The following is a 22,506-nucleotide window of genomic DNA, read 5'->3' on the forward strand; positions in this document are numbered from 1 at the left end:
CCTGTCCTTCGATACGCCATTTCGACAAGCTCAATGGCTACTCAGGACGAACGGTTTGGCCTGGGGAGGGTCAATACGTCGTCCGCCCACCCGACGTGTCGAACACCGACCCGGTGGTGAAGCTACATTCCTCGCTGGCCATGAAACACACCATGGCCGCGCTTTCCTCGACCTCACCCAGCCGTCCCATCGGGATTTTCGAGCGCATGTAATCGACTTGGCTCCGCGGCAATTGCGCGAGGATCGGGCTTTCGAAGGTGGCCGGGGTCAGCGCGTTGGCGATGACGCCCTTGCCCGCCAATTCCTTGCCGAGCGACTTGGTGAAGCCGATCACCCCCGCCTTGGTCGCCGAATAGGCGCTGGCATTGGGGTTGCCTTCCTTGCCCGCGACCGAGGCGACGTTGACGATCCGGCCATAGCCGTTCGCCAGCAGATGCGGCACGACCGCGCGGTTGCAGTAGAACAGGCCGTTCAGGTTGACGTTCACGACCTGCAACCAGCTGTCGATCGGAAATTCGTGCACCGGCACCGTCGCGCCGGTGATGCCGGCCGAACAGATCAGGATATCGATCTTGGCCAGCGCGCCCACGCTTTCCTCGGCAGCGGCGGCGACCGCCGCTGCGTCGGAAACATCGAGGCGGACGCCGTGCAGACCGGCGCGTTCACAGGTCTCCTCCAGCGCGGGGTTCATGTCCCACACCGATACCTGTCCGCCCTCCGCGACGATGCGTTCGGCCACGGCAAGGCCGAGGCCCGATGCGCCGCCGGTGATGATCGCGTTCCGCCCGGCGAACCGCCCCGAATAGGTCGTCATCCGAGCACCACGTCGCCAAGGTTGCGCCATTCGACGACCTGCTGGTTCTGTTCACCCAGACCGGCGATGCCGAGCTTCATCGTGTCGCCCGCCTTCAGATAGATGGCGTTCGGCTTCTTGCCTTCGCCCACGCCCGGCGGCGTACCGGTGATCATCACGTCACCCGGATAGAGGGTGATATATTCGCTGACGTACGAAATCAGTTCGGCGACGTCGAAGATCATCGTCTTCGTATTGCCGGTCTGCATCCGCTCGCCATTCACGTCGAGGAACATGTCGAGACCCTGGTGATCGCCGACCTCATCCGGGGTGACCAGCCATGGGCCGAGCGGGCAGAAGGTGTCGTGGCCCTTGCCCTTCGACCACTGGCTGCCGCGCTGCTTCTGATTGAAGCGTTCGGACACGTCGTTGGCGATGGCGAAGCCGGCGACATGGGTGAGCGCATCTTCCTTCGACACGTAGCGCGCGGTCTTGCCGATCACGACGGCCAGCTCGACTTCCCAGTCGGTATGGGTCGAACCCTTGGGGATCATCACTTCGTCGTTCGGGCCGGTCAGCGACGACAGCGCCTTCATGAACATCATCGGTTCGGGCGGAACCGGCAGGTTCGATTCGGCGGCATGGTCGGCATAGTTCAGGCCGATCGCAACGATCTTGCCGATGCCGGCCACCGGCACGCCATAGCGCGGCGTGCCTTCCACAATGGGCAGGCTACCCACGTCGACATTCAGTCCGGCGATGCTGGCGACGGTGATGTCGTCGATCACGCCCGATAGATCGCGGATCTGTCCGTTCGCATCGACGATGCCGGGCTTCTCATCGCCCTGATTTCCATAGCGGCAGAATTTCATGGTCTAGTTCTCTCAGTGTTCGAAGGGACGGTGCATGGTCAGGTCGCGGTTCAGTTCGACGCCGAAGCCGGGTGCGTCGAGCTTGCTGGTCCGCATCCGTCCATTTTCCGGAATCGGTTCGCCGATCAACTGCGGATGGAACATCGGCTGCACATGATCGGCTTCCGGCGCCATCATCAGATATTCGGCGAAGGGCGAATTGTGGCGGGTGACCACGAAGTGATAGCTGTAGACCGACGACCCGTGCGGCACGACCAGCTTGCCGCGAGCATCGGCCAGCGCCGAAATCTTGAGCAGTTCGGTGACCCCGCCGCACCAGCCAACATCGGGCTGGATGATGTCGCAACAATCCATGTCCAGCAGCATGCGGAAGCCCCAGCGGGTCGCCTCATGCTCGCCGGTGGTGACCAACATGCCCTTCGGCGCGTTGCGCTTCAGTTCGGCATAGCCCCAATAATCGTCCGGGCTGATCGCCTCCTCGATCCACTTCAGGCCATGTTCGTGCGCAGCGTGCGCCAGCCGCGTCGCATAATCGACGTCGAGCGCCATCCAGCAGTCCCACATCAGCCAGAAGTCCGGCCCGACGCGCGAGCGCATCTCGGCCAGTTCGGCGATGTTCTTCTTCAGCCCCTCGACACCCTCGGCCGGGCCATGATGCAGCGGCATCTTGCCGCCGATAAAGCCCATCTGTTTGGCAAGATCGGGCCGGGCGCCGGTCGCGTAGAATTGCAGTTCGTTGCGGACCGCACCGCCCAGCATCTGATAGACCGGTTCGTCGCGCAGCTTGCCGAGCAGATCCCACAGCGCGAGATCGACGCCCGAAATGGCGTTCACGACCAGACCCTTGCGCCCATAATATTGGGTCGAGAAGTACATCTGGTCCCAGATCTTCTCATATTCGGTCGGCGAGCGCCCTTCGAGGAAGCGGGCGAGATGCTTCTCGACGATGAAGCAGGCGGGTTCGCCGCCGGTCGTGACTGCGAAGCCGATCGTGCCATCCTCCGCCTCGATCTCGACGATCAGCGTACCGAGCACGTTGATGCCGAAGCTCTGGCGCGACTGGCGATATTCGGGATAGCGGCTCATCGGCGTCGCGATATGATCGTCGATCCAGTGATAGCCCTGTTGATCGTGATAGTCCGCCCCGCCGCCGCGCACGGTGAACGCGCGGACATGTTTGATCTTGGGAAGCGCCGCCTTCATTGCCACCACCTTCGTTACGCGCGCGGCCATCGAAGTCCGCCGCCGACTGATCCGAAATCCGCACGCCCCCGCGTACCATCATGTGGTATGTTCACGACGCCATGCGGTCTGAATTGTTGGAAACCCCCGCTGCGGGAAATCCCGCGAACATCCGCACCGACTGGTTTACTTTCTCACTTTATGGGATAGGATGCTACTAGATGAGACAGAAACCGTCAAACGAAGAATCGCCGCTCGCATCGGGGAGCGATGCCGAACCCGGAGCGAAGGGCACAGGCAAGGCGCAAGGCAGCCAGACGCTGGTGCGTGGGCTCGACCTGCTCGATCAGGTGATCGACGGCCCGGTGAAGCTGGCCGAGTTGTCGCAGCGCATGGGGCTGACGCGGTCGACGACGCACCGGCTGGCCAACGCGTTGATAGACCGCGGCTTTTTGACGTTCCTGCCGCGTGAGGGCTATCTGTTGGGGCCGAAGCTGTTGCAACTCGGCTTCCTTGCGCAGGGACAGGCCGATATCGTGCAGATCGCGCGGCCACGGATCGAGGAACTCGCCAGCCAGACCGAGGATACGGTCCATTTCGGCCGCCTCGACAGCGATCTCGCCCTTTATCTCGACAAGATCCCCGGCCGTCGCCGTGTCGATATCTCCAGTCGAATCGGCGATCGCCAGCCGCTGTCGTCGACCGGTCTGGGCAAGGCGTTGCTGCTCGATGATTCGGAAGCGCGCTGGGTCGAGATTTTCGAGGCGGAGCATCCGCCGGGCGCTCGCCGTCCTGACTTCGACGTGTGGATGGATCGGATGCGCGGCTATGTCGCCAGCGGCCATGCCTATGACCTTGAGGAAAACGAGGATCTGATCCGCTGTGTCGCCGCCCCGGTGCGCGATGCGTCGGGCCGGATCGTCGGCGCCATCAGTGTGTCGAGCGCCGCGCAATATATGGACGATGACCGCATGCAGACGCTGAGCGTCGACGTGCGCGGCACCGCCGAACGGATCAGCCGCGATCTCGGCTGGTCCCCGGATACACAAGCGCTGCAAAAGCGGCGCAAGCGATAAGGACGAGGACCAGATGAAGCTGTTGGAAGGCAAGACGGTATTGGTGACCGGCGCATCGACTGGCATCGGTCGCGCGGCGGCGATCGGCGCGGCGCAGCATGGCGCGAACGTCGTCATCAACTATCACAGCCGCGACGACGATGCCGACGCCTGCATCGCCGCGATCGAGGCGACCGGGCAGCGTGGTCTTGCGATCAAGGGCGACGTAGCCGAAGCGGCGACCGCGGCCGATTTCGTCGCGAAGGCCGTGGCCGAGTTCGGCGGCGTCGACGTAATGGTGTCGAACGCGGGCATCTGCCCGTTCCACAGCTTCCTCGAAATGCCGGCGGAAACGCTGGAGCGGACACTGCGGGTCAACCTGCACGGCGCATATTATATGTGTCAGGCAGCGGCGAAGGCGATGGTCGAACAGGGTGATGGCGGTGCGATCGTCGCGGTGTCGTCGATCTCGGCGCTGGTCGGCGGCGAATATCAGACGCACTACACCCCGACCAAGGCCGGCGTGCATTCGTTGATGCAGTCGACCGCGATCGCATTGGGGCGGCACGGCATCCGCTGCAATTCGGTGCTGCCGGGCACGATCCTGACCGAGATCAACAAGGACGACCTGGCCGACGAATCGAAGCGCAAATATATGGAACAGCGCGTTCCGCTCGGCCGGCTGGGTCAGCCCGAAGATATGGTCGGGCCGATCGTGTTCCTCGCCTCCGACATGGCAGCCTATGTCACCGGCGCGGCATTGCTGGTCGATGGCGGCATGTTCGTGAACCTGCAATGAGGACGATCGCGCTCGCCCTCTCCCTGTTGGCGGCGTGCCCGGCGGCGGCCGAAACGATCTTCATCGCCGGCGATTCGACTGCGCAGACCTATCGGGAAGATCGCTACCCACAGACCGGATGGGGACAGATGCTGCCCTGCGGCCTTACCGGCGACGTAAAGGTCGAGAACCGGGCGATGGGCGGCCGTTCGACCAAGAGCTTCATCGCCGAGGGGCGCTGGGACAAGATCATGGCCGAGGTGAAGCCCGGCGATGTCGTCCTGATCCAGTTCGGTCATAACGATGCCAGCCAGAACAAGCCCGAACGCTATGCCCCCGCCGCGACCTTGTACCGCGACAACCTGCTGCGGATGGTGTGGGAGACGAAAGGGCATGGCGCGACGCCGATCCTGATCACCCCGGTCACGCGCCGCTCGTTCGGGCCGGACGGCAGGACCAAGGCGGATTTCGCGACTTGGTCAGCGGTGGTGCGCGATATCGCCGCGACCACCGGTACGCAGTTGATCGACCTCGAAGCATCGTCGCGCGGCTGGGTCGACGGCAAGGGCGTCGAGGGGTCGAAGGCACTCTTCCTCCACTATCCCGCCGGGCGCTGGCCGGGGTTCAAGGACGGGATCGACGACGATACCCACTTCAGCGAACTGGGCGCGCGCGGCGTGGCGGACCTGATCGCCGCCGATCTGGCGCGAACCGGGCTTCCGGTCGCGGCGAAGATCGCGAAGGATCGGCCGGACCTGACGCGAACCACGCCCCTGGGGAAGCTGGGATGTCGGTAAAGTCCTCTCCCCCATCGTCACCCGGGCGCAGGCTGGAGTCTCCCCGTGGCGAACCGGACGCTGCGAGCGGAAGAGACCCCAGCCTGCGCTGGGGTGACGTTCGTGGCGGGGGATTGGCCCGCCGCGCGTTTCTGGGTATGGGGGCTGCCCTTGGCATCGCCACCGCCCTGCCCGCCTTCGCGCAACCCGGCTCCTCCCCCCTGACCTACCGCCCGATCTGGCCGGGCGCGGCACCGGGTGGGGAGAAGGTAACCGAACCCGAACAGGAAATCCCCCGCTCACCGACCGGACCGAAGGACGATACCGCCTTCCTGCACGTCCGCAACCCGACCATCGCGCATATCGCTCCCGCCAAGCCCAATGGCGCGGCGATCCTGCTGATCCCCGGCGGCGGCTATCTCCGCGTCGCGATCGGCAATGGCGGGCGGGCGCTGCTGCAATTCTTCGCCGATCGCGGCTATCACGCCTATCTGCTCAAATATCGCCTGCCCGGCGATCCATGGGCGGCGGGGCCGGACACGCCGTTGCAGGATGCACAGCGCGCGCTGCGCCTGATCAAGGCCGAGGCGAAGGGTAACGGCGTCGCGATCGACCGGATCGGGGTGATGGGCTTCTCGGCCGGCGGGCACCTCGCCGCAATGCTGGCCTATCGGACCGACGAGACCTACAAGGCGGTCGACGCTGCCGATGCCCAGCCGCTGGGCGTTCGTGCGGCAGGGCTGCTCTATCCGGTCGCGCTGATGGGTACGCCCGGCACGCACAAGGGGTCGCGGGACCAGTTGCTCGGCAAGGACCCGACCCCCGACCAAATGCTGCGCGCCCGGACGGATGCGCGGATCAACGCGGCCAGCCCGCCAACCTTCATCGCCCACGCGATCGATGACAAGGTGGTGAGCGTCGACCACGGGCTTACGCTGCTGGCGGCGCTGCGGCGGGCGAAGCGTTCGGTCGAGGCCTATTTCCCGGAAATCGGTGGCCACGGGTTCGGCGTAATGCTCGACGGACAACCCGCCCCATGGACGACCCTGTTCTTCGCCTTCGCCAGGCGGCACGGGCTATGAGCCGGCCGTCGGTCGCGCTGTTCGTCACCTGTCTGGTCGATGCGATGCGGCCGGCGATCGGCTTTGCCAGCCTGAAGGTGTTGGAGGAGGCCGGGTTCGACGTGATCGTCCCGCCGAGCCAGACCTGTTGCGGACAGCCGGCGCTCAATTCGGGCGACCATGACGGCGCGGTCGCGATTGCCAAGGCGACCATCGCCTGCCTCGAACCCTATGACGCGATCGTGGTGCCCAGCGGATCGTGCGGCGGCACGATCAAGGTCCATTATCCCGAACTCTTCGCCGACGATCCGGCATGGCTGGCGCGCGCGAACGCGGTTGCCGCGAAGACGCATGAGATCCTGTCGTTCCTCGACGCACAGGGCTGGCGACCGGACGGTGTCAGTCTGCCGATGACCGCCGCCTATCACGACAGTTGCTCGGGCCTGCGCGAACTGGGCATCAAGCGCCAGCCGCGCGCGCTGCTGTCGGCGGTCGCCGGTCTCGAACAAATACCGCTGAAGGGCGCGGAGACCTGTTGCGGCTTCGGCGGCACCTTCTGCGTCAAATATCCCGCCATCTCGAACGCGGTGGTCGAGGAAAAGGCGCAGGCGATCGAGGATAGCGGTGCGGCGCTGCTGCTGGCCGGCGACCTCGGCTGCCTGATGAACATGGCGGGCAAGCTGCATCGTCGCGGCAGCGGCGTCCGCGCCTTCCACACCGTCGAAATCCTTGCCGGCATGGGCGATGGTCCGGCGATCGGGGAAGCGTCATGAGCTTCGGGCAACGCGTCGAGCTGGCACTGGCCGACAAGGTGCTGAAGGTCGCCGTCGAGCGCACCGCCGGCACCGCCGAGGCCAAGCGCGCGCTGGCGGTCGAGGCATTCCCGGCATTCGAGGACGCCCGGACGCGGGCTGCGGCGATCAAGGACCATGTGATCGCGCATCTCGGCCATTATCTGGAGATGTTCGAGGCGAACGCGATCGCGGTTGGTGCACAGGTCCATTGGGCGCAGACCGCCGGCGAAGCCGCGACGATCGTCATCGACCTGTGCCGGAAAGCCGGTGCGAAATCGGTGGCCCGCTCCAAATCGATGCTGGGTGAGGAAATCGGCCTGCCCCATGCGCTGGCCGAGGCGGGGATCGAACGGGTCGAGACCGACCTTGCCGAACATATCATCCAGCTGGCGGGCGAGCGGCCGTCGCACATCGTGTGGCCGGCGATGCACAAGACCCGCGAGCAGGTGTCGGCACTGTTCCGCGCCAAGCATCGCGACCCGCATGTCGAGGAAACGATCGCGGCGATGGCCGAGAGCGCGCGGCGGCATCTGCGCAGCGAAATGCTGGGTGCCGATGTCGGCATCTCCGGAGCGAACTTCCTGATCGCCGATACGGGAAGCATCTGCACCGTCACCAACGAAGGCAATGCCGAACTGTCGATCGTGCCCCCGCGCGTGCATATCGTGACGGCGGGGATCGAGAAGATCGTGCCCTCGCTTCCCCACGCCATCCATATGCTGCGGATGCTGGCGCGATCGGCGACCGGGGCGGCGCTGACCCAATACACGACCTTCTATACCGGGCCGAAGCGCGATGGCGACCGCGACGGGCCGGAGGAAATGCACATCGTCCTGGTCGACAATGGTCGGAGTGCAATGGCGGCCGATGCGGCGCTGAAGGAGATGCTGCGCTGTATCCGCTGTGGGGCATGTATGAACCATTGCGTGGTATTCCGGCAGGTCGGCGGCCACGCCTATGGCGGCACCTATCCGGGGCCGATGGGCGCGGTACTGACCCCGGCGCTCGACGGGCTGTCGGCCAATCGCGACCTTGCGCACGCCTGTACGATGAACGGGCGGTGCCAAGAGGTGTGCCCGGTAAAGATTCCCTTGCCCACGCTGCTGCGCGGCTGGCGGGAAAAGAGCTGGCGCGAGGGGCTGGAGCCGGTGTCGATGCGGCAGGGTCTGGGCATCTGGCGGCGCGCGGTGCTGCGCCCCCGGCTCTATCGGATGGCGAGCGGTGCGGTGGTGCGGGCGATGCGCGTGCTGGCGCGGCAGGGCTGGATATCGAGGCTGCCCTTCGCTGGTGCATGGACCAGCTATCGCGACATGCCCGCCCCCGAAGGCGGCACTTTCATGGCGCAATATGCGAAAGGCCGACGGCGATGAGCGCGCGCGATGCTATCCTCGGCAAACTACGCGCGTCGGTGCCGGTCGATCTGGCGGCGCAGGCGGCGGCATTGGTGGCAGGAAGCGAGCGTCCGCCCGAACCGGCGGGTTCGCTGGTCGAACGCTTCGTCGCAAGGCTGGCCGGGCCGAGCGTATCGGCGACGTTAGACCGGATCGACGATGCCACGGCGCTGCCCGATGCGGTGCGACGCTATCTGGCGACGCACGCCCTGCCCGCCGCGCTCTACCTGCCGCCCGCTGCGCGCGTCGCGGCGCTCGACTGGTCCGGATTCCGGATCGACGCGGCGGTTGTCCCCGATCAGGTCGCCGCATTGGCGGTAGCAAAGGCGGGAGTAGCCGAAAGCGGGTCGCTGATGTTCGAAACCGGTCCGGACGCGCCGATGCTCCCCAACTTCCTGACGCTGCATCATATCGTGGCGCTGGCGACGGACGATCTGGTCGCGACGCTGGAAGATATTCCCGCCGATCTGACGAAGCACCGCGCGCATTACTGGGTGACCGGGGTGTCGGGAACGACCGATATCGAAGGGCAATATGTCCGCGGGGCGCACGGGCCGCGGTTCCTGCATGTCGTTCTGGTGGGTGAGGTGCGTCACCGTTGACACGGTTCTCGACGGTCGCTTCTCGACAGGCTCGAAGCCGCTCGAACTGAACGGTGTGGTTGGAGGCAACCATTCCCAACCACTGACACCTCCCCCACCCACTCCGTTTGGTTCGAGCAGCTTCGAGCGAAGTCGAGAAGCGACCGTCGAGAACGCCCCACCGAACTACTTCACGTCAATACGAAACCAACCGCACCCCCCTTCAAAAACGTTGCGCAACGTTAATGACCGCTAACCCGATGGTAACGGGAACGACGCATCGCACGCATACGTATTGCGCGTGACAAGCGTTCGACAATGGATACTGTCGTCCCGACCCTGTTCAGAGGAACCTGCGTGACTCAGCCTGCCCTCACCGCCGTTTCCCCTGCGTCCCCGCCGCTCGCCGAGGCGATTCTCGACACCCTGATCCACCGGATCGGCAAGGATGCGCAGGCCGCGCTGCCGCATGACTGGTTGGCGGCGACGATCCTGACGGTGCGCAACGACATCATCGAACGCTGGATGGCGTCCAGCAAGGAAGCCCATGCGGCGGGTGCCAAGCGAGTCTATTATCTCAGCCTCGAATTTCTGATCGGTCGCCTGCTGCGCGATGCGATCGCCAATCTGTCGCGGACCGACGAGGTGCGCGATGCGTTGACATCGCTGGGTGTCGACCTCGCCGCTCTGGAGGGTGAGGAGCCCGATGCCGCGCTGGGCAATGGCGGTCTCGGCCGGCTGGCGGCGTGCTTCATGGAAAGCCTCGCGAGCCTCGACCTGCCGGCATACGGCTATGGCATCCGCTATGTGAACGGCATGTTCCGGCAGCGGATCGACAATGGCTGGCAGGTCGAATTGCCCGAAACGTGGCTGCGCCACGGCAATCCGTGGGAATTCGAACGGCGCGAAAGCAATTATCGCATCGGTTTCGGCGGCGAAGTTATCGGCGACGAGAATGGCGATTGCCACTGGATGCCGGGCGAGAGCGTCGAGGCCGTCGCGGTCGATACGCCGGTAATCGGCTGGCGCGGTGCGCGAGTGAACACGCTGCGGCTGTGGACGGCGCGGGCGCGCGATCCGATCCGGCTCGACCGGTTCAATGCCGGCGATCACGAAGGCGCGCTGGCGGCATCGGTGCGGGCCGATACGCTGGTCCGTGTCCTGTACCCGGCGGATTCGACCCCGGCTGGTCAGGAACTGCGGCTGCGGCAGGAATATTTCTTCTCCTCGGCCTCGATCCAGGACATCGTCCGCCGCCACGTCCAGTATTTCGGCGATATCCGCACCCTGCCCGACAAAGCGGCGATCCAGTTGAACGACACGCACCCGGCGGTGTCGGTCGCGGAACTTATGCGCATCCTGATCGACGACCATTCGCTCGATTTCGAAGGCGCATGGGACATTACCAAGGCGACGTTCGGCTATACCAACCACACGCTGCTCCCCGAAGCGCTAGAAAGCTGGCCGCTGCCGCTGTTCGAACGGCTGCTGCCGCGACACATGCAGCTGGTCTATGCGATCAATGCGAAGGTGCTGCGCGAGGCGCGGACACAGGGACAGGACGACCGCGCCATTTCCGCGATCAGCCTGATCGACGAAGGTGGCGAGCGACGGGTGCGGATGGCGAACCTCGCCTTCACCGGCAGCCACAGCGTCAACGGCGTCGCGGCGCTCCACACCGACCTGATGAAGCAGACGGTGTTCGCCGACCTCCACCGCCTGTATCCCGACCGGATCAACAACAAGACCAACGGTATCACCCCGCGCCGCTGGTTGTTCGAGAGCAATCCCGCGCTGACGTCGCTGATCCAAGAAGCGATTGGCGACGCGTTCCTCGACGACGCGACGAAACTGGCCGATCTGAATCCCTTTGCCGCCGATGCGGCGTTCCGCGAAAAATTCGAGAGCGTAAAGCGCGCCAACAAGGTGCGGCTGGCTCATCATCTGCGCGAGGTGATGGGCGTCCGGCTCGATCCCGATGCGATGTTCGACGTGCAGGTAAAGCGCATCCACGAATATAAGCGCCAGTTGCTCAACATCCTCGAAACGGTCGCACTCTACGACCAGATCCGCAGCAACCCCGACAAGGACTGGACGCCGCGGGTGAAGCTGTTCGCGGGCAAGGCGGCGTCGAGCTACCACAACGCCAAGCTGATCATCAAACTGGCCAACGACGTCGCGCGGCGGGTCAATGCCGATCCGGCGGTGCGCGGGCTGTTGCGCGTGGCGTTCGTGCCGAACTATAACGTGTCGCTGGCCGAACTCATCATGCCCGCGGCCGACCTGTCCGAACAGATCAGCACCGCCGGCATGGAGGCATCGGGTACCGGCAACATGAAGCTGGCGCTGAACGGTGCACTGACCATCGGTACGCTCGATGGCGCCAATGTCGAAATCCGCGATCATGTCGGGGCGGACGACATCATCATCTTTGGCCTAACCGCCGACGAAGTCGCCGAAAAGCGCGCCAACGGCTACGACCCGCGCGAGGCGATCGCGGCGTCGCGCGAACTGCAACAGGCGTTGTCGGCGATCAAGGGCGGCGTGTTCAGCCACGACGATCCGGGCCGCTATGCGGGCCTGATCGACGGGATCGAGAATAGCGACTGGTTCCTGTGCGCCGCCGACTTCGACAGCTATGCGCAGGCGCAGCGTGATGTCGACGCCCGCTGGGCCGACAGGGCGGGCTGGAACGCCAGCGCGATCCGCAACGTCGGCGGCGTCGGCTGGTTCTCGTCCGACCGCACGATCGGCGAATATGCCCGCGACATCTGGAACGTGATGTGAAGCCGCCGGCCGACGCCATCGCGGCGCTGCTCGCGGGGCGTCACGCCGATCCTTTTGCGCTGCTCGGCCCCCATGCCGGCCCAGAGGGGACGTTCGTCCGCGCATGGCTGCCGAATGCGCAGAAGGTGCTGGCCCATGACCTGTCGGGCAAGCTGCTGGGCGAGCTGCGGCCGGTCGGCGACGGCATTGTCGAGGGTGTGATCGATGGTCCACCCCAGCCGATGCTTTATTATGCACGCGGTGGTGCCGGGGAATGGTGGGTCAAGGAACCCTATTCGTTCGGACCTGTACTCGGTCCGACCGATGATTTCCTGCTCGCCGAGGGCACCCATTTGCGCCTGCACGACAAGCTCGGCGCGCATCCGATCCGGCACGAGGGGGCCGATGGCATGCACTTTGCCGTCTGGGCACCCAATGCGCAGGTCGTCAGCGTCGTCGGCGACTGGAACCATTGGGACGCCAAACGCCACCCGATGCGGCGGCGCAGCGACGTTGGCGTCTGGGAAATCTTCCTGCCCGATGTCGGTCCGGGGCAGGCGTATAAATTCGCGATCATCGGCCCGAACGGCGAACGGCTGCCGCACAAGGCCGATCCATTCGCCTTTGCCAGCGAGTTGCGACCGGCCACCGCATCGCGCACCGCCGCGCCGCTCGACCATGACTGGCGCGACGCCGACCACCGCGAACATTGGGCGTCGATCGACCCACGCCGGGTGCCGATCTCGATCTACGAAGTCCATGCCGGCAGTTGGCAGCGCGGTGACGATGGCTGGTTCCTGCCTTGGGACCAGTTGGCCGACCGGCTGATCCCCTATGTCGTCGACATGGGGTTCACCCATATCGAATTCCTGCCGATCAGCGAGCATCCCTATGACCCGTCATGGGGGTATCAGACGACGGGGCTGTACGCGCCGTCCGCCCGGTTCGGCGATGCGGCCGGTTTCGCCCGCTTCGTCGATGGCGCGCACAAGGCCGGTGTCGGAGTCCTGCTCGACTGGGTGCCCGCACATTTCCCTACCGATGCCCATGGCTTGGCGCGCTTCGATGGCACCGCGCTCTACGAACATGACGATCCGCGGCTGGGCTTCCACCCCGATTGGAACACGGCGATCTATAATTTCGGCCGCCGCGAAGTCTCGCAATTCCTGGTCAACAACGCGCTGTTCTGGGCCGAGCGCTATCATGTCGACGGCCTGCGCGTCGATGCGGTCGCGTCGATGCTGTACCGCGACTATTCGCGCAAGGACGGCGAGTGGATCCCCAACGAAGCCGGCGGGCGCGAGAATTGGGAGGCCGTCGAGTTCCTGCGCGCCACCAACCGCGCCGTCTATCGCGAGCATCCGGGCTTCTTCACCGTCGCCGAAGAATCGACGTCGTGGCCGGGCGTGTCGAAGCCGGCGCATGAAGGCGGCTTGGGCTTCGGGTTCAAATGGAACATGGGTTTCATGCACGACACGCTCGCCTATATGGCGCGCGAGCCGGTGCATCGCTCGCACCATCACAACGAAATCACCTTCGGCCTGACCTACGCCTTCAGCGAGAATTTCGTTCTGCCCTTGAGCCATGACGAGGTGGTGCATGGCAAGGGATCGCTGCTGACGAAGATGGCGGGAGACGACTGGCAGAAATTCGCCAATCTGCGTGCCTATTACGCATTGATGTGGGGGTATCCGGGCAAGAAGCTGTTGTTCATGGGACAGGAGTTCGCGCAGCGCCGCGAATGGTCGGAGGAGCGTGCCCTCGATTGGGAGTTAATGGACGCGCCGGCGCATCGCGGGGTTGCGTCGCTGATCCGTGACCTGAACCGGCTGTACCGCGACACGCCTGTCCTCCACGCGCGCGATTGCGAAGGCGACGGCTTCCAGTGGGCGGTAGTCGACGATGCCGCCAATTCCGTGTTCGCGTGGGAACGCCGCGCGCCGGGCGAAGCGCCGATGCTGGTCGTCAGCAACATGACCCCGGTGCCGCGGGAAGGTTACCGCGTGCCGGTGTCGCAGGGCGGGCGCTGGCGCGAGGTGCTGAACAGTGATGCGTCCGATTACGGCGGCAGCGGAATCGGCAATCTGGGCGTTGTCGAAGCAAGCGACGGGGCGGTCGTGCTCACCTTGCCGCCTCTGGCAACGCTTTGGTTTCAATACGAAGATTAAAACGGGGAGAGATGCATGGAACGGCGGGGACAACCATTGGCGCGCGACGCGATGGCCTATGTTCTGGCGGGCGGACGCGGCAGCCGGTTGTTCGAGATGACCGACACCCGCGCCAAGCCGGCCGTCTATTTTGGGGGCAAGAGCCGGATCATCGATTTCGCGCTGTCGAACGCGATCAATTCGGGCATCCGCCGCATCGGTGTAGCGACTCAGTACAAGGCGCACAGTCTGATCCGGCATTTGCAGCGCGGCTGGAACTTCCTGCGCCCCGAACGCAACGAGAGTTTCGACATCCTGCCCGCCAGCCAGCGGATCAGCGAGTTTCAATGGTATGAGGGCACCGCCGATGCGGTGTTCCAGAATATCGATATCATCCAGAGCTATAGTCCGGAGTATATGGTCATCCTTGCCGGGGACCATATCTACAAGATGGATTACGAGCTGATGCTCCAGCAGCATGTCGACACCGGTGCCGACGTGACGGTGGCGTGCATGGAAGTCCCGCGAATGGAGGCAGTCGGCTTCGGCGTGATGCATGTCGATGCGCAGGACCGGATCATCGATTTCGTCGAAAAGCCCAAGGATCCGCCGGCCATCCCGGGACAGCCCGACCGGGCGCTTGCCAGTCTCGGCATCTATGTGTTCCGCACCAAATTACTGTTCGAGGAACTGCGCCGCGATGCCGATACGAAGGATTCGAGCCGAGATTTCGGCAAGGATCTGATCCCGTGGCTGGTCAAGCACGGCCATGCGCAGGCGCACCGCTTCTCGGCATCCTGCGTGCGCAGCCCCGAGGAGCCACGCGCTTATTGGCGCGACGTGGGGACGGTCGACGCCTATTGGGAAGCGAACATCGACCTGACCGATGTGGTCCCCGAACTCGATCTGTACGACGGGACGTGGCCGCTGTGGACCTATTCGGAGATCACGCCACCCGCCAAGTTCGTCCACGATGTCGATGGACGGCGGGGCAGCGCGGTATCCAGCCTAGTCTCCGGCAATTGCATCGTGTCGGGATCGAGCATCCATCGCAGCCTGCTCAGCACCGGCGTCCGCGCGCACAGCTATAGCAACATCGATGAATCGGTGATCCTGCCGATGACCCGCATCGGGCGCGGCGCGCGGCTGACGCGGTGCGTGGTCGATGCCGGGGTTACCATTCCGGACGGGCTGGTCGTCGGCGAGGATCCGGTGATCGACGGCCACCGCTTCCGCCGGACCGAACGCGGCATCTGTCTGATCACGCAGCCGATGATCGACCGGCTGGAACTGTAATGTGCCGCTCTGAAATCCTCCCCGTCACGCGGAGAGCGAGACCGTCCGGAGGACGGCGGAGGGGCGTGTCCACGAATGGCGCCGGTGGGGGTGAGGCGACGCCCCTCCACCAGCCTGTGGCTGGTCCCCCTTCTCGCATAGCGGGGAGGATGTAGGTGCGTGTCCTTTCGGTTGCGTCGGAAGCATATCCGCTGGTCAAGACCGGCGGTCTCGCCGATGTCGTCGGTGCGCTTCCCACGGCACTCGCGCCGCATGGCGTCGCGACGACGACCCTGCTCCCGGGCTATCCTTCGGTCCTGAAGCATCTGGGCAGAGCGAAGCCGGTCCATCGCTGGGACGACCTGCTCGGATCGCCGGCCCGGCTGATCGAGGGTAAGATCGACGGGCATCCGCTGCTGGTCCTCGACGCGCCCGACCTGTTTGCGCGCGATGGCGGCCCCTATGCCGATGCGACCGGACGCGATTGGAGCGACAATTGGCGGCGTTTCGCCGCGCTGGGGCGGGCAGTGGCGGATATCGCTCCCCGGTTCGACCTGCTGCATGCCCATGACTGGCAGGGGGCGATGGCCCCGGCCTATCTGCGCTATGCCGGCGCCACCGTGCCGAGCGTCCTGACGATCCACAACATCGCCTTTCAGGGCCGCTACGACGCCAGCGTCTTTGCGGGGCTGGAACTGCCGGATACGGCGTTCTCGCTGGACGGGGTCGAATATTATGGCGGGGTCGGTCTGCTGAAGGCCGGATTGGCGTCCGCCGATGCCATCACCACCGTATCGCCAAGCTATGCCGAAGAAATCCGAAGCAGCGAGTTCGGCATGGGGTTGGAAGGATTGATAGAAGCACGGCGTGACCGGGTAAGCGGGATCGTCAACGGTATCGATCCGGCAATCTGGTCGCCCGGCGGGGATACCGCCCTGCCCGCCCCCTATACGACGCGGAACCTGTCGCGCCGCCGGACCAACAAGCGTGCCGTCGAGGCCGCGTTCGATCTCAATCGCGGCGACGGGCCGATCTTCATCGTGGTCAGCCGCCTGACGTGGCAAAAGGGCATGGACGTGCTCGCCGACTGCCTCGACGCACTGGTAGCGATGGGCGGGCGGCTGGCCCTGCTCGGATCGGGCGATGCCGCATTGGAAGGCGCATTCATGGCGGCGCGTAGCCGACACCCGGGACGCGTCGGCGTGCGGATCGGCTATGACGAGGCGCTGTCGCATCTGTTGCAGGGTGGCGGGGATGCTATCCTGATCCCGTCGCGCTTCGAACCGTGCGGTCTGACGCAGCTATATGGCCTCGCTTATGGCTGTGTGCCGGTGGTGGCGCGGACCGGCGGGTTGGCCGATACGGTCATCGACGCCAACGAAGCGGCGGTGGCGGCGGGCGTGGCAACCGGCGTTCAGTTCGCTTCGGTAACCGCGGATGGACTGCTGCACGCGCTGCGGCGAACGATGACGCTTTATGCCCGCCCGGATTCGTGGACGACCATGCAGAAACAGGGGATGCGCGCGGACTTCTCCTGGAAGCGGAGCGGCGCACGCTATGCCGAACTCTATCGCAGCCTGACCACCAAGTGACCCCCGGCGCCAGTCCGATCGCCGGCGGCACCCGCTTCGCCGTGCGTGCACGAGATGCCGCAACGATATGGCTGTGCCTGTTCGATGGTGATACCGAACGGCGTGTCGCGATGACACGCGATGGCGACTGGTTCGTCTGCAACGTCGCAGGGGTCGGTCCCGGACAGCATTATGGTTATCGCGCCGAGGGCGAATGGGCGCCAAGCGCCGGACGCTGGTTCGATCCGGCCAAACTGCTGGTCGATCCTTACGCAGTCGAGTTGGACCGGCGCTTTGCCTATGACCCGGCTTTGTCGCAGTTCGGCGCGGAGACTGCATCGATCGTTCCGCGGGCGATCGTGCCGACACCGGTCGAACCGGTGACATTCGATGGTCCACGCATCGATCCTGCGCGCCCGATCTACGAGTTGAATGTCCGTGGTTTCACCATGCTGCACCCGGATGTGCCAGTGGCGCAGCGCGGGACGATCGCCGCGCTCGCCCACCCCTCGGTCATCGCCCATCTCCGGAAGATCGGCATCGGTGCGGTCGAACTGATGCCGATCGTCGCATGGATCGACGAACGGCATCTGCCGCCGCTGGGGCTGACCAATGCCTGGGGCTATAACCCGGTTGCGATGATGGCGATCGATCCCGGACTTGCGCCGGGCGGGGTCGCCGAACTGCGCGACACGATCGCGGCACTGCATGCGGCCGATATCGGAGTGATCCTCGACGTCGTGTTCAACCATAGTGGCGAGAGCGACGTTCACGGCCCGGTCCTGTCGCTGCGCGGGCTGGACAATCGCAGCTATGCCCATGCGCCGGACGGCAGCCTCATCAACGATACCGGTACCGGCAATACGCTGGACGCCGGGGACGCAGGGGTTCGCGACCTGATCATCGCATCGCTGCGCCATTTCGCGGCACTCGGTGTCGACGGGTTCCGCTTCGATCTGGCGCCGGTCATTGCTCGCTCGCCCGGGTTCGACGCCAGGGCACCGATCTTTGCCGCGATCGCCGCCGACCCGCTGCTGGCGGACCGGGTGATGATTGCCGAGCCATGGGATATCGGTCCGGGCGGCTATCAGCTTGGGCAGTTTCCGGCCGATTGGCTCGAATGGAACGACCGCTATCGCGACGATGTCCGCCGGTTCTGGCGCGGCGATGGTGTCGTCGGCACCCTGGCGACACGGATCATGGGATCGACCGACATTTTCGGATCGCCGACCCGCAGCGTCAATTTCCTTGCCGCACATGACGGCTTCACCCTCGCCGACCTCGTGTCGCATGTCGATCGCCACAACCACGCCAATGGCGAGGATAACCGCGACGGGCATGGCGACAATCTGTCGTGGAACCACGGTGTCGAAGGGGCAACCGACAACCCCGCAGTCACCGCAGCCCGCGCGGCCGACCTGCAGGCTCTGCTGGCAACCCTGTTCGTGACGCGCGGCCATATCCAGTTGACCGCAGGCGACGAATTCGGCCGCAGTCAGCAGGGTAACAACAACGCCTATGCGCAGGATAACAGGATCACCTGGGTCGACTGGAGCGCGCGCGACGTCGCGCTGGAGGACCATGTCGCCGACCTCGCCCGCTGGCGGCGCGAGCGGCCGGCGGTGTTCGATCGGGCCGTACCGGATCAGGCGACATGGCTGACGCTCGACGGCGAACCGATGACGCCCGAACGCTGGGAAGCAAGCGACTGTCCCGGCTTCGAACTTCGTTTGCGCGGCGCGTCGATCCGGATCGATCGCGCCGGGCGGACGGTCACGCTGGGTTAGGTTCGCGCACCCGCAGCATCGCGACCGCCGCCAGCGCCATCACCGTCGCGGCGACCAGCATGGTATAGGCCGGGTTGGCCGGAAACCATGTCTTGATGACCCCGCCCATCACCGTCGCGACGATGAGCTGCGGCAGGACGATGAAGAAATTGAAGATGCCCATATACACGCCCAGCTTGCGCTGCGGCAGCGCGTTGGCGAGCAGCACATAGGGCATGGTCAGCACCGATGCCCATGCGATACCGATGCCGATCATCGGCAGGATCATCGCCATCCGGTCATGGGTTACGAAAATGCCGATATAGGCCGCCGCCCCGATCGCGAGGCAGAGCAGATGCGTCCGCGCCGCGCCGATCGCCTTCGCCAGCACCGGCAGCGCGAACGCCGCCACCGCCGCGACGCCCGAATAGATGGCGAACAGCACCCCGACCCAGCTACCCGCCTGATTATAGCCATCCGACGTCGGATCGATGGTGCCCCACACCTGCTGCGCGATCACCGGCGTGGTATAGACCCACATGATGATGAGCGCGCCCCACGTAAAGAACTGAACCAGCGCGAGGCGGCGCATCGTATCGGGCATCGTCGCCAGATCGGCGATGATGTGGCCGAGCACATTGTCTCCGCGCCCGCTTCGGACCAGTGCGCCCGACACGAGCTGCGCGAGGCCGTAGAGCGCAATGCCGGCGGCGACGAAATAGGCTTCGCGTCCGCTTTCCAGCGCGCCGGTCCGCTCGGTCCATGCGATCAGCAGCGCGACGACGATGCCGCCCATGATCCACAACGGCCCGCGCTGCGGCACGACGGGCGGCACATGGTCGGCAGGCTCCTCCGCCTCCTCGCCGAACGCCGCCAGTTCGGCCGGGCTGTATTCGCGGACGCTCAGCACCGTCCACAAAACCGCTGCGAGCAGCATCACGCCACCGAAATAGAATCCGTAGCGAACGGCATCCGGCACCTGACCCGCAGGCGCGGCGTTGCTGACCCCGAATACCTTTTCGAGGACGTAGGGCGCGATGCTGGCGACGACCGCGCCTGCGCCGATGAACCACGTCTGGAACGCATAGCCCGCCGGGCGCTGTCTAGGCGCAAGCATGTCGCCGACAAAGGCACGGAACGGCTCCATCGACACGTTGAGCGACGCATCGAGGATCCACAACGTCATCGCGGCGGCGAGGATGCTCGGTGAATTCGGCATGAAGAACAGCGCGCCGGTGCACAGGATCGCCCCGACCAGAAAATACGGCCGCCTGCGCCCCAGCCGCCCCCAGGTCCGGTCGGAATAATGACCGATCAGTGGTTGCACCAGCAGTCCGGTCAGCGGTGCCGCGATCCACATCAGCCCCAATTGGTCGATCGGGGTGCCGAGCGACTGAAAGATACGGCTGGCATTGGCGTTCTGCAGCGCGAAGCCGATCTGGATGCCGAAGAAGCCGAACGAGATATTCCAAAGCTGGGCGAAGCCGAGCGTCGGGCGGGTCTGCATCTAAATCCTCCCCATTCATGGGGAGGGGGACCGTCCGCAGGACGGTGGAAGGGCGTGCCCCAAATGCCACCGTTGCGTTCGGGCCTATCCCCCTCCACCACCGCCTTTCGCGGCGGTCCCCTCCCCGCGCGCGGGGCGGATTTGTTATCGTCTCTTCGCTGCCACGAAACGGATCGCTTCGCCACCGCCGGGTGCCAGCGCGATCGTCATCATGTCGCCCTTCTTCACCTGCCGCTGTTCGATCGTGATCGAATGGCGCGCATCAGTGCGGTAGTCGGCACCCGGACCATCGCGATAGATTTCGGCGGTATAGGTCTTGCCGGCGTCGAGGAAGTCGAGCTTCACCGTCGAACTGCGCGCCTCTTCGTCGCCGATCGCGCCCAGATACCAGTCGGTGCTGCCAGCCGCCTTGCGCACGATCGTCGCATAGTCGCCGACCTCGCCATTCAGCACGCGCGTGTCGGACCAGTCGGTCGGCACGTCGCGGATGAACTTGAAGGCTTGCGGGTAGCGGGCATAGTTTTCCGGCGTATCGGCCGCCATCACGACCGGCGAATACAGCACGACGTACAGCGCCAATTGCTTGGCGATCGTCGACTTGATCGCGCTGCCATTGCTGCCGGTCAGGCTGAGCACGCCCGGCGTGAAGTCCATCGGTCCGCCCAGAAACTGGGTAAAGACCATGTTCGCCTCATGCTCGGGCGGGTTCTTGCCACCCTCCCACGCATTATATTCCATGCCGCGCCCGCCTTCGCGGCTCAGCCAGTTGGGGTAGGTGCGGCGCAGGCCGGTGTCCTTGACCGGTTCGTGGCTGTCGATCGACACCTTGTAGCGCGCCGCTGCGTCAAGGACACGCTGGTGGTGGTTCACCATCCATTGTCCTTCATGCCATTCGCGGTGCTGCGACCCGTCGGCATCGACGCGCTCGATCTGGCCGGCATCGGTGACGTAGCCGGTCTTGACCACCCGCTCGCCATGATCGGCCGCCCATTTGAACGCGCTGTCGAGCTGCGCGTCGTAATGGCTCACTGAACCGCCGGTTTCGTGGTGGCCGATCAGACGAACGCCCTTCGACTTCGCATAGGCCGCCAACGCTGCCGCATCGAAATCCGCGGTCGGTCCGCTGAAGTTCATGTCGTTACCGTTGCCCAGCCAATCGCCGTCCCAGCCGACATTCCAACCCTCGACCAGCACGCCCTGAATGCCGTTGGCGGCGGCGAAGTCGATATAGCGGCGGACATTGGCGGTGGTCGCGCCATGTTTCGGCCCGCGCGCCCAGGTCCAGTCACCCTTGATCATGTTCCACCACACGCCGACGAACTTGCCCGGCTGAATCCAGCTTGCGGTGTCGCCCAGCTTGTTGGGTTCGTTGAGGTTCAGCCCGATCCGGCTGGCATTGTAGAGGCCGGCGGCATCGTCGGCGATCGCGATCGTCCGCCATGGCGTCGAGAAACCGGCGGCGCGCGTCACCTTCGGACCGTTCGATCCCGGCGTCAGCACCGCGCGAAACGTCGTACCCTCCGAACGGGCGAGGTTCATCGCGGAATAGTCGGTCAGCGCCGCTTCATGGATCGCGACGTGGCGACCGCTGGCCAGCTTGACCGTCATCACCGTCTGCGCGGTACCGACCGCGTCGAGCGGCGTCTTGTTGTACAGATACTCCTCGCGGTTCCATTCGAACGCCGGCTTCCACCATGCGGTGCCGGGTTCGGCGAAGGCGAACTGGGTCAGTTCGTCGGCGATGTTCGCCGTCGTGAGGTTCGGCTGTTTCGGCAGCGTGTAGCGAAAACCGACCCCGTCATCGAACAGGCGGAAGGTTACCGCCATCTCGCGCTTCAGATTCTTCGCCTCGCGAAAGGTGACCGTCAGTTCGGTATGGTTGTCGCGGATGGTCTTCCATTCACCGAACGGTTGCGTCCAGCTGCTGTCCGACCGGTCGCGCTTCGTTCCCGCCAGCGTCAACCCGCGCTCGATCTTCGGCGCGTCGGTGAACAGGAAGCCGAGCTTGCTGTCGTTCAGCACGGCCTTGCCGTCCTTGGCGATCGAATAGCTCGGGCGGCCTTCGTTATCGAGGCTGACCGCAAGTGTCAGCTTGCCGTCGGGCGAGGCGGCTCGCGCGACGACCTCCGCAAAGGCGGGCGACGCCATCGCGGTCATGCCGGCAAGCGCCAGCGCCAGTTTCATCATCCTC

General features: G+C 65.0%; 17 protein-coding genes. 12 read left to right on the plus strand and 5 right to left on the minus strand.

The genetic code is table 11. The features are described from left to right. Positions 1-70 precede the first annotated feature (70 nt). From ASE59_RS03485 to rhmD, 3 genes are read right to left on the minus strand one after another with little or no spacing between them, the layout of a single operon-like run. Complete coding sequence (locus ASE59_RS03485; protein ID WP_056451955.1) at positions 71-814, minus strand: SDR family NAD(P)-dependent oxidoreductase; 744 nt, start codon at positions 812-814, stop codon at positions 71-73. After that, positions 811-1,665 (minus strand): fumarylacetoacetate hydrolase family protein, encoded by an 855-nt coding sequence (locus ASE59_RS03490; protein WP_056451957.1) that lies wholly within the window; start codon positions 1,663-1,665, stop codon positions 811-813. The genes ASE59_RS03485 and ASE59_RS03490 overlap by 4 nt, the downstream gene beginning before the upstream one ends. Positions 1,666-1,677: 12 nt before the next feature. Beyond that, entirely contained in the window at positions 1,678-2,868 is a 1,191-nt protein-coding gene (gene rhmD, locus ASE59_RS03495) for an L-rhamnonate dehydratase (RefSeq protein ID WP_056452809.1), read from the minus strand. A 200-nt stretch (positions 2,869-3,068) separates the two neighbouring features. On the opposite strand from rhmD, the gene ASE59_RS03500 reads away from it, so the two are divergent. From ASE59_RS03500 to glgX, 12 genes are all read left to right on the plus strand, one after another. Continuing rightward, positions 3,069-3,923 carry an IclR family transcriptional regulator gene (locus ASE59_RS03500; protein WP_056451958.1) on the plus strand — a complete coding sequence of 285 codons (855 nt, stop codon included), beginning with the start codon at positions 3,069-3,071 and terminating at the stop codon, positions 3,921-3,923. Positions 3,924-3,936: 13 nt separating this feature from the next. Next, complete coding sequence (locus ASE59_RS03505; RefSeq protein WP_056451960.1) at positions 3,937-4,701, plus strand: SDR family NAD(P)-dependent oxidoreductase; 765 nt, start codon at positions 3,937-3,939, stop codon at positions 4,699-4,701. Continuing rightward, positions 4,698-5,477 carry a rhamnogalacturonan acetylesterase gene (locus tag ASE59_RS03510; RefSeq protein WP_056451962.1) on the plus strand — a complete coding sequence of 260 codons (780 nt, stop codon included), beginning with the start codon at positions 4,698-4,700 and terminating at the stop codon, positions 5,475-5,477. Before ASE59_RS03505 ends, ASE59_RS03510 begins: the two co-directional genes overlap by 4 nt. A gap of 137 nt (positions 5,478-5,614) precedes the next feature. After that, a complete protein-coding gene (locus tag ASE59_RS03515) occupies positions 5,615-6,538 on the plus strand; it encodes an alpha/beta hydrolase (RefSeq protein ID WP_056451963.1) in 924 nt (307 codons plus the stop codon). Continuing rightward, positions 6,535-7,290, plus strand: a complete 756-nt coding sequence (locus tag ASE59_RS03520; RefSeq protein WP_056451966.1) for a (Fe-S)-binding protein — start codon at positions 6,535-6,537, stop codon at positions 7,288-7,290. Before ASE59_RS03515 ends, ASE59_RS03520 begins: the two co-directional genes overlap by 4 nt. Then, a complete protein-coding gene (locus ASE59_RS03525; RefSeq protein ID WP_056451968.1) occupies positions 7,287-8,681 on the plus strand; it encodes a lactate utilization protein B in 1,395 nt (464 codons plus the stop codon). The genes ASE59_RS03520 and ASE59_RS03525 overlap by 4 nt, the downstream gene beginning before the upstream one ends. Beyond that, complete coding sequence (locus ASE59_RS03530; RefSeq protein WP_056451969.1) at positions 8,678-9,304, plus strand: LutC/YkgG family protein; 627 nt, start codon at positions 8,678-8,680, stop codon at positions 9,302-9,304. Before ASE59_RS03525 ends, ASE59_RS03530 begins: the two co-directional genes overlap by 4 nt. Before the next feature lie 297 nt (positions 9,305-9,601). Next, complete coding sequence (locus ASE59_RS03535) at positions 9,602-12,070, plus strand: glycogen/starch/alpha-glucan phosphorylase (protein ID WP_082458051.1); 2,469 nt, start codon at positions 9,602-9,604, stop codon at positions 12,068-12,070. Next, positions 12,067-14,217 (plus strand): 1,4-alpha-glucan branching protein GlgB, encoded by a 2,151-nt coding sequence (glgB, locus tag ASE59_RS03540; protein ID WP_056451973.1) that lies wholly within the window; start codon positions 12,067-12,069, stop codon positions 14,215-14,217. The genes ASE59_RS03535 and glgB overlap by 4 nt, the downstream gene beginning before the upstream one ends. 15 nt (positions 14,218-14,232) lie before the next feature. Continuing rightward, the gene (gene glgC, locus ASE59_RS03545; protein WP_056451975.1) at positions 14,233-15,492 is read left to right on the plus strand and encodes a glucose-1-phosphate adenylyltransferase; all 1,260 of its coding nucleotides are present in this window, start codon (positions 14,233-14,235) and stop codon (positions 15,490-15,492) included. 155 nt (positions 15,493-15,647) lie between these two features. After that, a complete protein-coding gene (gene glgA, locus ASE59_RS03550) occupies positions 15,648-17,063 on the plus strand; it encodes a glycogen synthase GlgA (protein WP_235515626.1) in 1,416 nt (471 codons plus the stop codon). Next, positions 17,060-18,829 (plus strand): glycogen debranching protein GlgX, encoded by a 1,770-nt coding sequence (gene glgX / locus ASE59_RS03555; RefSeq protein WP_056451978.1) that lies wholly within the window; start codon positions 17,060-17,062, stop codon positions 18,827-18,829. Before glgA ends, glgX begins: the two co-directional genes overlap by 4 nt. On the opposite strand, the gene ASE59_RS03560 is transcribed toward glgX, so the two are convergent. Beyond that, the gene (locus ASE59_RS03560) at positions 18,816-20,315 is read right to left on the minus strand and encodes an MFS transporter (protein ID WP_056451980.1); all 1,500 of its coding nucleotides are present in this window, start codon (positions 20,313-20,315) and stop codon (positions 18,816-18,818) included. The genes glgX and ASE59_RS03560 overlap by 14 nt on opposite strands. Positions 20,316-20,459: 144 nt before the next feature. Further along, positions 20,460-22,502, minus strand: coding sequence for a glycoside hydrolase family 97 protein (locus ASE59_RS03565; protein WP_156359876.1), 2,043 nt, complete (start codon positions 22,500-22,502; stop codon positions 20,460-20,462). Positions 22,503-22,506: the final 4 nt, after the last annotated feature.

Source organism: Sphingomonas sp. Leaf10, assembly GCF_001421245.1.
Taxonomy (GTDB): Bacteria; Pseudomonadota; Alphaproteobacteria; order Sphingomonadales; family Sphingomonadaceae; genus Sphingomonas.

Bases quoted from the DNA above. Each gene is read 5' to 3' on its own strand.
- ASE59_RS03485 (WP_056451955.1), bottom strand. From the start codon at position 814: ATGACGACCTATTCGGGGCGGTTCGCCGGGCGGAACGCGATCATCACC.
- ASE59_RS03490 (WP_056451957.1), bottom strand. From the start codon at position 1,665: ATGAAATTCTGCCGCTATGGAAATCAGGGCGATGAGAAGCCCGGCATC.
- rhmD (WP_056452809.1), bottom strand. From the start codon at position 2,868: ATGAAGGCGGCGCTTCCCAAGATCAAACATGTCCGCGCGTTCACCGTG.
- ASE59_RS03500 (WP_056451958.1), top strand. From the start codon at position 3,069: ATGAGACAGAAACCGTCAAACGAAGAATCGCCGCTCGCATCGGGGAGC.
- ASE59_RS03505 (WP_056451960.1), top strand. From the start codon at position 3,937: ATGAAGCTGTTGGAAGGCAAGACGGTATTGGTGACCGGCGCATCGACT.
- ASE59_RS03510 (WP_056451962.1), top strand. From the start codon at position 4,698: ATGAGGACGATCGCGCTCGCCCTCTCCCTGTTGGCGGCGTGCCCGGCG.
- ASE59_RS03515 (WP_056451963.1), top strand. From the start codon at position 5,615: ATGGGGGCTGCCCTTGGCATCGCCACCGCCCTGCCCGCCTTCGCGCAA.
- ASE59_RS03520 (WP_056451966.1), top strand. From the start codon at position 6,535: ATGAGCCGGCCGTCGGTCGCGCTGTTCGTCACCTGTCTGGTCGATGCG.
- ASE59_RS03525 (WP_056451968.1), top strand. From the start codon at position 7,287: ATGAGCTTCGGGCAACGCGTCGAGCTGGCACTGGCCGACAAGGTGCTG.
- ASE59_RS03530 (WP_056451969.1), top strand. From the start codon at position 8,678: ATGAGCGCGCGCGATGCTATCCTCGGCAAACTACGCGCGTCGGTGCCG.
- ASE59_RS03535 (WP_082458051.1), top strand. From the start codon at position 9,602: ATGGATACTGTCGTCCCGACCCTGTTCAGAGGAACCTGCGTGACTCAG.
- glgC (WP_056451975.1), top strand. From the start codon at position 14,233: ATGGAACGGCGGGGACAACCATTGGCGCGCGACGCGATGGCCTATGTT.
- ASE59_RS03560 (WP_056451980.1), bottom strand. From the start codon at position 20,315: ATGCAGACCCGCCCGACGCTCGGCTTCGCCCAGCTTTGGAATATCTCG.
- ASE59_RS03565 (WP_156359876.1), bottom strand. From the start codon at position 22,502: ATGATGAAACTGGCGCTGGCGCTTGCCGGCATGACCGCGATGGCGTCG.